This window comes from Flavobacterium sp., from assembly GCF_027533505.1.
Lineage (GTDB): Bacteria > Bacteroidota > Bacteroidia > Flavobacteriales > Flavobacteriaceae > Flavobacterium.
Genome location: NZ_JAPZUB010000003.1, coordinates 45,361 through 57,689, shown reverse-complemented (window position 1 = coordinate 57,689; position 12,329 = coordinate 45,361). Strand labels below are relative to the sequence as shown.

The following is a 12,329-nucleotide window of genomic DNA, read 5'->3' as shown; positions in this document are numbered from 1 at the left end:
TTAGTTTTCTTTTAAAAATTAGGAACTACGAAAATAGCTATTTTCTTCAGAAATCGTCTGATAGAATCCCCGAACAATTTGAATAAAAAACAAGCGGTTACCGAAATTTTATTAGCTTTGTTTGTCTAATTTAAATTCATGGTACGATGAAAAAAATACTTTTAGTAGCTGTATTGTCGATTATGGGAGTGACCCATGCCCAAACACCCAACGCAAATGCAAAACCGGCAACACCTCAACCTGCACAACCGGCTCAAAAAGTGGATGGTCCGCAAATCACTTTCGAGAATGAAACGATTGATTACGGAACGATTCCTCACAATGCCGATGGTAATCGTGAATTTGTTTTTGTCAACACAGGCAACAAGCCATTGGTTATTGAAAGCGCGCAGGGCTCTTGCGGTTGTACTGTGCCAACCACCCCCAAAGATCCGATTCAACCTGGACAACGCGGGGTAATTGGGGTTCGTTATGCCACCGACCGTGTAGGTCAATTCACCAAAAATGTCACCGTGCGCTCTAATGCAGTGGGCAATGAGATTAAAGTACTTACCATTAAAGGAAATGTACTTCAAGCCCCACAACCCGAAGGAACAGCCTCTGTGAAAAGTTAATAATACTTTGTGAAACGATAAAAGCTCCTTATTGGGGCTTTTTTTATTTTTGTACTATGCGAAAATTAGCCAATAACGAACTTGAACGAAAAACGGTAGCTGACTTTAAATCGGCAGTAAAAACACCTATAATTCTCATTCTTGACGACATTCGGAGTCTCCACAATATCGGTTCCGTTTTTAGAACTGCGGATGCCTTTTTGATTGAAAAAATATACCTCTGTGGCATCACGGCTACCCCACCACACAAAGAAATCCAAAAAACAGCTTTGGGCGCTACCGAGACAGTAGCATGGGAATACCACAAAGAAGTGGGAACCGCGATTGAAAAGCTCCAACAAGAGGGCTGGAAAATTTATGCGATCGAACAAGTCGAAGGCGCTGCATTTTTGAACACCTTTCACCCAAAACCCAACGAACGTCTTGCCCTAATTTTTGGAAACGAAGTGTACGGGGTTTCACAAAAAGCCCTCGAACAATGTGAGGGTTGCATTGAAATTCCTCAATTGGGTACCAAACACTCCCTTAACATTGCCGTAAGTGCCGGAATCGTGGTTTGGGATATTTTTCAAAAGATGAAACAATAATTGTATGAATCGCCTACGCATACTTTTTTTGTTATTAAGTTGTACCCTTGGGGCGCAGACCTCCAACGTTGCCCCTATTTTGCAAGCGACAGGCAATCAAGCGTATTGTCCCGGTACTGCCCTTCCTATTGCCACCTCCATGTCCTTTATCGACCCCGACGATACGGGAACCCAACAAGTGACAGTGCAAATTTCGGGAGGCTATGTTCAAGGGCAAGATATTTTATTACTCACGGGAGTTCACCCAAACATCAGCAGCTCATGGGATGCCGCCGCTGGAAAACTCACGCTCACCGGAATTACAAGCCAACCTACTTATGCCGAATTGCAAGCCGCCATTTTAGGGGTTGTGTATCAAAGTAACCACCCTGCCCCTACAGGAACACGAACCTTTGCCATAGCGGTGGGTGATGCCAATTACCTTCCATCAACGGGACATTATTACCTTTTTGTACCCAATGTTGGCATTACTTGGAGCGATGCCCTGACGTTGGCTGCGGCCAGCAATTATTTTGGCCTTCAAGGGTATTTGGCTACGCTTACCTCAGCAGAGGAAGCAACTTTTGCGGGAAATCAAGCTTCCGGCACGGGTTGGATTGGCGCAAGCGACCAACAAACCGAAGGTCAATGGCGCTGGATGTCGGGCCCTGAAATGGGTACTTTACTCACGTATTCCTTTTGGAATTCGGGGGAACCCAACAATATGGGAAATGAAGATTATGCCCACATCACTGCCCCAGGAGTTGGTATTCCAGGTTCATGGAATGATTTATCCAATACAGGAGAATCCAGCGGCCCCTACCAACCGCAAGGGTATATTGTTGAGTTTGGGGGGATGCCCAATGACCCCATACTGCAATTATCAACAAGTACCTCGGTATATATGGTACACATCAATAGCATCACCGAAGGTGAATCGTGTGGCCCCGGAAGTGTAACCCTATCGGTCACTGCTTCAGGAAATCCGATTGCTTGGTATACGAGTGCGGTTGGGGGAACACCAATTGCTTCGGGACCGTCTTTTACCACCCCAATTCTGTCATCAACTACGGTGTATTTTGCCGCTTTGGTCGATTGTCCCAACACCCCACGAACGCCCTTGGTTGCCTTAATACGTGATGTTCCCGTGGTAACGGTTGGACCAACAACTACGGCTTGTGCCGGAAATACACAACTTTTGAGCGCCACCACCACGGCTGGAATTCTTCGCTGGTATGACGATCCCACCACCTCAGTTGCTTTGGCTACGGGTACAACTTTCACCACACCACCCTTAACCGCAGCTGCGATGTATTATGTAGAGGCCGACAACAATGGCTGTCGTTCCGGACGAATTCCTATTGTTCTACCGTTGTTTCCGAGTCCCGACTTGGGTAATGATGAAGTCTTGGCCTGGTGTGAAAATCAATCGGGCACCCTTAGTGTATCTTTTCCCAACGGAACCTACCTTTGGTCGAATGGGAGTACTACCAATACGATTACGGTTTCACAAGCGGGTACCTACACCGTTACGGTAACGACTCCTGAAGGGTGCACGGATAGCAAAACCTTTACTGTCAACACATACGCTATTCCTCAAATCGCTTCGGTATTGGTGAATGGCTTGGACGTTAGCCTATTTACCGTCAATCCCGGCGATTACGAATACAGCATAGATGGCTTAAATTTTCAAGACACGCCCTTTTTTACCTTACCTACGGGTGGGAATTATGTAGCAACGGTTCGAGAAGTACACGGCTGTGGATTGGTAATTTATCCTTTTAATGCCACCTTTTTTAGTGCCTTTTTTACCCCTAATGGCGATGGCATCAACGATCAATGGACGCCAAAAGGGCTTGTATGGAATGCCCAAACTTCAATTGTTATTTTTGACCGTTTTGGAAGAATACTAAAACTCTTGGATGCCAATACACCGGGCTGGGACGGTCTTTTCATGGGTCAGTTGGCCCCTGCGGATGATTATTGGTTTCGCTTTCAAGCCGACGAATCTGCTGCACCTCAATTGGGCCATTTTAGTTTAAAGCGCTAGACTTTCCTGAATTTTATCGAGAATAAAAACATAGTCCGATTGATGTTTTACAAAATCCAATTCAGAAACATCGATGACTAATACATTAAGGCCTTGTTGGGTTTTGATAAAATCCAAGTACCCACTGTTGATTCGCTCCAAATAGTCGGCGGGGATTTCTTGCTCATAACTGCGACCTCTTTTGCGAATATTGGCCAACAAGCGCGCTGTATTTTGATACAAATAAATATACAAATCGGGCTTGGGCATTTCCTTATAAATGATATCAAAAAGCGTTTTGTACAATCGATATTCATCTTCGGCTAAGGTAACCTTGGCAAAAATAAGCGACTTGAATATGTGGTAATCCGCTACGATAAAGTCTTTAAACAAATCGAATTGCGAGAGATCGTCGGAAATTTGTTGGTAGCGATCGGCCAAAAACGACATTTCCAACGGAAAAGCATACCGGCTTTGATCTTTGTAAAATTTGGGTAAAAACGGGTTGTCGGCAAAACGTTCATAGACTGTTTTCCCATTAAAGTCCGCTGCAATTTTGGAAGCTAACGTAGTTTTCCCAGCGCCGATATTCCCCTCGATGGCAATATAATTGAACTTGTCTAAGGTGATTTTGGCTAAGGGTTGAGGCATCGAACCCACACGCTCACAACGTCCCTTGTCGGCACAAGCGCTAAGTAAAGCCTTTACCGAGGTTCCCGTGAGAGGCTCTTTCCAATACGGGAGTACTTCCTGCAAAGGGCGCAACACAAACAACCGTTCCGACAGATGCGGATGGGGCAAGGTCAAGGTTTCTGTAGTGAAACACTCCTCATCGTAACTGATGATATCAATATCGATGATGCGGTCTTGATACTCCGACGTTGATTTTACTCTTCGTCCCATCGTTTGCTCCAAGCGTTGAAATGCTTTTAATAATTTTTGGGGCGATTTGTACGAATGAACCACAAGCACACAATTGAGAAACGAAGCACTTTCAAATCCCCACGAGTCACTTTCATACACCGAAGAAACAGCAACAACGGTGGCAATCTCTTGGTGGATTTGCGCCACACATTGCACCAAATTCTCGGGTTTATTCCCCATATTGGTTCCTAAAGCGACTACTATAGTGTGTTGTGCATTCATGAAGCGCAAAATAAGTAAAAGTTGCTCAGATTAACTTATTTTTGCGGGCAGTGTTGATAACTATTTCTTAGAAAATTTTAAAAAAGAAAACGTAACATTTTTAATGTTTTGATAACTAATTAGAAAAAAAAGTTATGCGATTTTTAAGTAATGTGTTGGCCACCTTAGTGGGACTGTTTCTGTTTTTTATGATTTCATTTTTCGGTCTTATTATTATCGCCGCCGTGTTTGGAGGGGATGAAGAGACCGTTGCGGTAGAGTCCAATTCAGTCATCGAACTGGATTTATCCAAAGTTTCCCTCGATTATGCTGGGAAAATCAACTTTACCGATATCGGACAATATACCGAAAACCATGACGGATTGATGGACATTATTCATGCCTTATCGTATGCAAAAGGCGATACGGACATCAAAGGAATTTCGATTATCAATTCCAATTCAGCCCTAGGTATGGCGCAAACCAAAGCGTTGCGAGATGCCCTTACCGATTTTAAAAAATCAGGGAAATTTGTTTATGCCTATGCCGACGTGTATTCGCAAAAAGACTATTACCTCGCCTCCGTTGCCGATAAAGTGTATATCAATCCGGTAGGAGAATTGGACTTTAAAGGACTTTCAGCTGAAGTGATGTTCTTTAAAAACATGCAAGAAAAATCGGGAGTGAAGATGGAAGTCATTCGCCACGGGAAATACAAAAGTGCCGTGGAACCCTTTTTGGAGGAAAAAATGAGTGAAGCCAACCGAGAGCAAACCAATCAATTGATTCAATCGCTTTGGACGTCAATGTTGAAAGACATTAGTACTAGTCGTAAACTCTCTGTTGAACAGTTGAATGCCATCGCAAACAATTTGGGAGCCCGAACGCCCGAAATGGCTAAAGCCAGCCGATTAATTGATGGCATTACTTACGAGGACCATTACCACGATGTGATTCGTAAAGCACTGGATGTTGAAAAAGATACAGGCTATAATACCGTATCGATTGTGGATTATGCAGAAGCCAATGCGACATCGGCGATGGATTTAGAAAGTTCCGATAAAATTGCGGTGATTTATGCGCAAGGGGAAATTGCCGAGGGGGAAGGCGATGTCAATATCATCGGTGACGGTGCCATGCGAAGAGCTATCCGTGCCGCCCGTCGCGATGAGGACGTAAAAGCGATCGTGTTACGCGTGGACAGTCCTGGGGGGGATGCCTTAACTTCGGACTTGATTTGGCGTGAAATTGAACTCACCAAAAAAGTAAAACCCGTAGTGGTATCGATGGGGAATTACGCCGCCTCGGGAGGATATTACATTGCTTGTAATGCAAATAAAATTTTTGCCGAAGAAACTACCATTACGGGATCGATTGGCGTTTTTGGGGTGATTCCCAATTTTGCCGAATTGAGCCAACGCATTGGCCTTACGGTTGACCAAGTACAGACCAATGCACAAGCCAACGGATACAGTCCCTTCCGCCCCATGGATGATAGCTTCCGCGCGGTAACGCAAGAAGGGGTCGAACGCGTCTATGCTACCTTTGTCAAACGAGTCGCTGAGGGACGAAAGTTGACCCCCGCTCAAGTAGACGCCATCGGTCAAGGTCGCGTGTGGAGTGGAGCCGATGCGATCAAAATAGGCCTAGTAGATGCTATTGGCGGCATGGATGAAGCCTTGGCAGAAGCCGCTAAATTGGCTAAAATCAAAACATACCGCACCCAAGAGTTTCCTGAATACGAGCGCGAAGTTTTTGCCTTCTTTGAAGAAATGGGACTCATTCAAAGTCGGGAATCCCTATTGAAAGAAACGATGGGAGCTGAAAATTACGCTGTATTCCAACGCATCCAAGTGCTGGCTCGTCAACGAGGGGTCATGGCACGTGTTCCCTATGAACTCGAAATTCAATAAGCTACAAACCGCCTAACTTCAGGCGGTTTTTTTATTTTTTTTAGCATTTTCCTTACGATAGACTCCGTTGGAAAAGATTATTTTTGTGCTATCTCGTTTCAGGCAAGCTTTTTGCAAAGCTCTTTAAAACCCTTTATTATGTTGAAGAAAATCGCCAAAATTACCGGAATCACTTTGGGAGTACTCCTTTTAGCTGCTTTTGCTATCCCCTATTTTTTTAAGGACCAAATCAAAGCCCGTATTGAAAAAGCACTCAATGAAAGTGTCAATGCTAAGGTGTCTTTTGCCGATGCCGAGGTAAGTCTTTTTCGAAATTTCCCAAAAGCAACGGTAAGTATCGAGAAAATGGCAATCATCAATAAAGCGCCTTTCGAAGGCGATACCTTGGTGGCTTTTGAAGAACTAGCCTTGAAATTGTCGGTCATGGAATTGTTCAATGAGGAAACCGAACCCATGCAAGTAGACGCGATTGCAACCAAAAATGGCCTCATCAATGTTATCGTAAACAAAGAGGGTATCGGCAACTATGACATAGCGTTGAAAAAAGCGGATGAAAAAGCATCTACCAAGGAAAGCAAACCGCTGTCTTTCAAAATTAATTCGTATGAAGTTGAAAATTACCGCTTCCGATTTACCGATCAAGCCTCAAACATGAAGGTGGTCCTCGACAGCATTCAGCATACCGGAGTGGGTGATTTTAGCAATGACGTTTTGGATTTAGACACCCATACCGCAACAAAGGTTTCACTCTCAATGGATAAAATCAATTATATGCGTAACATTCCCGTGCGCTTGGATGCTATTTTGGGGTTGGATTTAAAACAAAGCAAATACAGCTTTAAAAAGAACGAAGCCAAAATCAATGATTTACCTCTAAAATTCAATGGGTTTATTCAGCTCTTGGATAAAGCCCAAGTATATGACCTGACGTTTGAAACGCCTACTTCCGACTTTAAAAATTTCTTGGGTTTGATTCCTGCCGCCTACCGAAGTAATATCGAGAATGTAAAAACAACGGGGCAATGTAGTGTCAACGGATTTGCCAAAGGACAATTAACCGACACAACGATTCCTCGATTTTCATTGGCCATCGCCTCAAACAATGCTTCCTTTCAATATCCCAATTTGCCCAAAGCGATTAAAAACATTCATATAGATACCAAAATTGTGAATGAAACGGGGCGAGTCAACGATACCTATGTCAACCTCAATCGCTTGTCGTTTGCCGTAGATCAAGATGTATTTGAGGCCAAAGCCACCATTAAAAATTGTGCTGAAAACGCTTTAGTGAATGCGCAATTAAAGGGCGTTGTCAACTTGGCCAATTTTTCAAAAGCCTACCCTATTGCCGTTGACAAACCCTTGTCGGGAATTATCAAAGCCGATGTAACCACCGAATTTGATATGGCTGCTGTGGAACAAAGTGACTATGCGCGTATCAAAAACGCAGGGGAAATAGACCTTACTGGATTTCGCTATACCGATGAAAGTGGCAAAACGATGGACATCAGTAAAGTATGGGTTGCCTTCAATCCGAGCCGCGTCGTGTTGAAAGAATTTAAAGCAAAAACGGGAAAAAGTGATTTGGGCGTGAGTGGCGTATTGGAAAATTTTTACGGCTACCTCTTTCGCAACCAGAACTTGGAGGGCAACTTTACGCTGACTTCCAATCAAATTGCCGTGAGTGATTTTATGACTACCGAAAAAGCGGCCCCAAGCGAAACTTCAAAAAATAAAGAACCGCTTAAAATTCCAGCCTTCTTAGACTGTACACTCACGGCCAAAGCCAACACGGTATTGTATGACAATTTAACATTGAAAAACTGTGCTGGAAAATTAATTATTAAAGAACAAAAAGTAACGCTAGAGAATGTAAAAACAAACATTTTCGGCGGGCAAATTACCTTTAATGGCGATGTTTCAACCCAAAAGAAAGTGCCTACTTTTGCAATGGATTTGGGGCTGAACCAAGTCGATATTGCACAAACTTTTACCCAACTCGAACTATTTAAAAAAGTGGCTCCTATTGCTGGGGTTATCAATGGAAAATTCAATTCCTCTGTACAGCTGAAAGGATCCTTAAACGCGACCGAAATGACCCCTGACCTAAAAAGTCTCAACGGCGATTTGATGGGACAATTGTTGTCAACTACGGTAAATTCGAACAATTCTAAGCTCTTACAAGCACTGGATGGACAGCTCAAATTCATTGATTTGAATAAACTAAATCTGAACAACCTCAAAACGGCCCTTCATTTTGAGAATGGCCGCGTTACCCTCAAACCCTTTGACCTTAATTACCAAGATATCAAAGTAAACGTCACTGGTTCACACGGTTTTGACCAAACGATGCGCTATGGGTTGACTTTCGATGTTCCCGCTAAATATTTAGGGCGCGAGGCCAATGCGCTTTTGGCAAAACTATCTCCCGCAGAAATCAATGCGTTGGGCACACTTCCTATCAATGCTACCCTTACTGGTAATTTTAATAACCCAAGAGTAACCACCGACTTAAAGACAGCCACGACCACGCTCGCCAACCGATTGGCGCAACAGCAAAAGAATAAATTGGTCGACAAAACGAAAAACGAAATTGGACGAATCATCGATCGAAATACAAAACCTGGCGACACGGCCAAGGCATCTTCGAAAGAAGCGGTAAAAAATAAAGCGGGAGATTTGTTAAAAGGCTTGTTGGGGAAAAAGAAATAGTATCTTCGCAGCAATAATTCTAATTCGTTACCATGAAAAAAATCATTCTTATTGCAGTACTCGCCACAGGCTTGTGTGCCACTGCCCAAAAACGCGTTCGCGGTGATGTTGAACTTACCCCTTACATTGGGTATCATTCGTCAACATATAGCTCAGGCTATATTTCTAATACAAACACCTTAAACACCTTTCAATTTGGTGCGCTCGGTGATTTTTATTTTAACAACCGCTGGAGTATTCGAACGGGATTGCAATCGCAAACCATGGGGGTTGAAGTTTTAGGCTTTGATGAAAAATTAAATTATATACAAATCCCAGTGAATGCCAATTGGCACTTTGGTTCCAGTCGGGCTTGGAATTTGAACTTCGGATTGACGGGCGGGGTATTGACCTCTGCGAAAGCCGATGGTGAAGATATTTCAGAATTAGTTGAAGGGACTCAAATCGGACTTTCGTTTGGTATTGGATACAAAATCTTCTTAAACAAACGCACCGGATTACTCATTGACTATCAAGCTTTTTCTGGAATGACAGATATTTCAAAAGACCCAAGGTTTGATGTTCGAAATGTTGCAGGAAGTCTTAACTTAGGATGTGTCGTGCGCCTTTAAGTTGGGAATCACTTTTATAAATTCAACGGCCAAGTACTCCTTGGTCGTTTTTTTATACTTCAATACTTACCGTATAGCCTTCATAGGTGCGTACATTAAACACCGTTTGATCTTCAAAAAGCAAATATTGCCCTTTAATTCCTACTAGTTTACCTTCATAAAATGGCGACTTGTCCAAATTGAGACTCACTACTTTGGAAGGGTATTGCAGTACGGGATAGTGCAATTCCCAAAGGCTATTGGCATTTAGATCAAAATAAGGACGCACTTCCTCTGGGAGTTTTTCTGCCAATGTAGTGAGCATGTAAGGCAAATCGGCGGTGGGCACTTCATTTTTCAACATCTTTTGCCAGTTGGTTTTGTCGGCGAAATACTGTTTCAACGCGACTTCGGTAATTCCTGCCAAATACCGATTGGGCACTTCTACGATAGGCAAGGCTTGAACCGCTCCTTGATCAATCCAGCGTGTAGGCACTTGCGTTTTTCGGGTAACCCCCACTTTGACATCACTTGAAAGGGCCAAATAAACGATGTGGGGTTGTAATTGGATTCGTTTTTCATAGTCCAAATCCCGATCTTCAATATCCAAATGGGCGGTACTCAATTCGGGCTTCATAATCCAATCGCCTGCCGACGGACTTTGCATAAAACAATCGTAACAAAACCCTTGTCTAAAAATTTTCTTGGCTTTTCCACATTGCAAACATTGGTAGCCCGTATGGTGTATGGCAAGCGGCTTCCCCAAAAGTTGGTTCATGTGTAAAAAACTGTTTTCAAAAACCAAATAGTATTGAATAGGTGCTTGAAATTCGGTTTGCATTTTGGTTAATACACCTTCGTAAGACATTGCCTCAAAAATTGAAATGGATAATCGTGTAAAGATAAAACAACTACTATGCTTAGGGAATAAAATTTCTTTTTTTTCACCATTTCTTTTGGGGTAAAGGCATTTTTTAGTACTTTTAACTAGCTATACAAATCATAAAATTATGGGATTTGATTGAAACGAATTTGTTTTTATTCCCCTACAACTTTATGATTTAAAATTATTTTTATGCCATTTCCCATCATCAATTCCATCGCCTCTTGGGTATTAAAACAACGCATTCACCAAATTGAGTTGTTTTTAAAATACCCTAATGAAGTTCAAGAAGATTTGTTATTGAACCTGATTCGTAATTGTGAGGAAACGGTGATTGGTAAAAAATATGATTTCGCCTCGGTCAAAAGTTACCAAACCTTCATTGATCGTGTGCCCGTCTCTAGTTATGAAGATTTGGAACCCCTCATTGAAGAAACCCGCAGGGGGTATCAAAATATTTTTTGGCATTCTCCCATCAAGTGGTTTGCCAAATCGAGCGGAACGACCAATGCCAAAAGTAAATTTATACCGGTGAGCAATGAAGCCTTGGAGGATTGTCATTACAAAGGCAGCAAAGATTTACTGGCGATGTACTTACATAATAACCCCGATTCGGGCTTGTTTTTGGGAAAAAGTTTACGCCTTGGAGGCAGTTCGCAAATCTATGCCAACAACAATACGTATTTTGGAGACCTGTCGGCGATACTCATTGAAAACATGCCGCTTTGGGCCGAGTTTAGCAGCACCCCGAGCAATAAAACTTCATTGATGAGTGAATGGGAAACCAAATTGGCCGCCATTATTCAAGAAACTAAAAATGAAAATGTCACGAGTTTCGCTGGAGTTCCCTCGTGGATGCTCGTATTGATTAACCGTATGTTGCACGAAGAAGGGAAAACTAATTTGTTGGAGCTCTGGCCCAATTTGGAAGTCTATTTTCATGGCGGGGTTAGTTTTGAACCCTACCGTGAGCAATACCAAAAAATCATTCCAAAGACAGAATTCAAATATTACGAAATTTATAATGCCAGCGAGGGCTTTTTCGCCATTCAAGATCAAAATTATTCGAGTGATTTATTGTTGATGTTGGATTACGGCATTTTTTACGAATTCATTCCGATGGACACTTTTGGTACTTCAGAGCAAAAAATCGTTCGGTTGGCCGAGGTAGAATGCGACAAAAACTATGCTGTGGTCATCACCACCAACTCAGGCTTATGGCGCTATATGATTGGCGATACGGTGCGCTTTACTTCGCTAAATCCCTATCGAATTCGGGTTTCGGGACGTACGAAGCATTTTATCAATGTATTTGGCGAAGAATTGATGGTGGAAAATACCGATCGCGCTTTGGCCGAAACCTGTAAACAGTTGCAATGTGAAATTAAAGATTATACCGTGGCTCCTATTTTTATGCAAGGTAAAGAAAAGGGCGCCCATGAATGGATGATCGAATTTGCCCAAAAACCGGAGTCGATGGAGGCCTTTGCCAAACTTTTGGACGAAACCTTGCAATCGTTGAATTCTGATTACGAAGCCAAACGTTACAACAATATGACCTTAAACCCGTTGAAAGTGAATGTCGCCCGAGAGAACTTGTTCTACGATTGGCTGAAAGAGCGCAATAAATTGGGAGGACAAAATAAAATTCCACGTTTATCCAACCAACGGGATTATTTGGAGCAACTATTAGGGTTACAACAAACACCCCATTTCTTATGAGAAAAGTCGTAGTATTCCTTTTGGCATTGAGTTTTGTAGCGTGTGGCCCAAAACGGATGAAATGTTATGGCCGTCGTTGTGTCACTATTGACATTCAACCGGTGCATTCGCCAAATTCAAAACTTCCAGGATAACATTTTTTTGTGATTCAGATGTAACAAATGTACGACACGAG

The 12,329-nt window shown here is 42.7% G+C and carries 10 protein-coding genes; 8 read left to right on the top strand and 2 right to left on the bottom strand.

What is annotated here, in order from left to right:
• The first annotated feature begins 146 nt into the window (after positions 1–146).
• Genes O9316_RS00880 through O9316_RS00870 form a run of 3 tightly spaced genes read left to right on the top strand, consistent with a single transcriptional unit; the run spans position 147 to position 3,230 of the window.
• Entirely contained in the window at positions 147–614 is a 468-nt protein-coding gene (locus O9316_RS00880) for a DUF1573 domain-containing protein (protein WP_298203799.1), read from the top strand.
• Positions 615–670: 56 nt separating this feature from the next.
• The gene (locus tag O9316_RS00875) at positions 671–1,201 is read left to right on the top strand and encodes an RNA methyltransferase (protein ID WP_298203800.1); all 531 of its coding nucleotides are present in this window, start codon (positions 671–673) and stop codon (positions 1,199–1,201) included.
• 4 nt (positions 1,202–1,205) lie between these two features.
• Positions 1,206–3,230, top strand: a complete 2,025-nt coding sequence (locus O9316_RS00870; RefSeq protein WP_298203801.1) for a T9SS type B sorting domain-containing protein — start codon at positions 1,206–1,208, stop codon at positions 3,228–3,230.
• Here O9316_RS00870 and folK read toward each other — a convergent pair.
• Positions 3,219–4,355 (bottom strand): 2-amino-4-hydroxy-6-hydroxymethyldihydropteridine diphosphokinase, encoded by a 1,137-nt coding sequence (gene folK, locus O9316_RS00865; RefSeq protein ID WP_298203802.1) that lies wholly within the window; start codon positions 4,353–4,355, stop codon positions 3,219–3,221. The two genes, O9316_RS00870 and folK, sit on opposite strands and share 12 nt — an antisense overlap.
• A gap of 134 nt (positions 4,356–4,489) precedes the next feature.
• On the opposite strand from folK, the gene sppA reads away from it, so the two are divergent.
• The 3 genes from sppA to O9316_RS00850 all read left to right on the top strand — a co-directional run bounded on the left by sppA (position 4,490) and on the right by O9316_RS00850 (position 9,570).
• Complete coding sequence (gene sppA, locus O9316_RS00860; protein ID WP_298203803.1) at positions 4,490–6,247, top strand: signal peptide peptidase SppA; 1,758 nt, start codon at positions 4,490–4,492, stop codon at positions 6,245–6,247.
• A 138-nt stretch (positions 6,248–6,385) separates the two neighbouring features.
• Entirely contained in the window at positions 6,386–8,959 is a 2,574-nt protein-coding gene (locus tag O9316_RS00855) for an AsmA family protein (protein WP_298203804.1), read from the top strand.
• A gap of 32 nt (positions 8,960–8,991) precedes the next feature.
• On the top strand, positions 8,992–9,570 hold the full coding sequence (locus O9316_RS00850; protein ID WP_298203805.1) for a porin family protein: 579 nt from the start codon (positions 8,992–8,994) through the stop codon (positions 9,568–9,570).
• A 52-nt stretch (positions 9,571–9,622) separates the two neighbouring features.
• Here the strand turns inward: O9316_RS00850 and O9316_RS00845 are convergent, their stop codons facing one another.
• Complete coding sequence (locus O9316_RS00845) at positions 9,623–10,417, bottom strand: DUF2797 domain-containing protein (RefSeq protein ID WP_298203806.1); 795 nt, start codon at positions 10,415–10,417, stop codon at positions 9,623–9,625.
• 207 nt (positions 10,418–10,624) lie between these two features.
• On the opposite strand from O9316_RS00845, the gene O9316_RS00840 reads away from it, so the two are divergent.
• A complete protein-coding gene (locus O9316_RS00840; protein ID WP_298203807.1) occupies positions 10,625–12,154 on the top strand; it encodes a GH3 auxin-responsive promoter family protein in 1,530 nt (509 codons plus the stop codon).
• On the top strand, positions 12,151–12,288 hold the full coding sequence (locus O9316_RS00835) for a hypothetical protein (RefSeq protein ID WP_298203808.1): 138 nt from the start codon (positions 12,151–12,153) through the stop codon (positions 12,286–12,288). The genes O9316_RS00840 and O9316_RS00835 overlap by 4 nt, the downstream gene beginning before the upstream one ends.
• Positions 12,289–12,329: the final 41 nt, after the last annotated feature.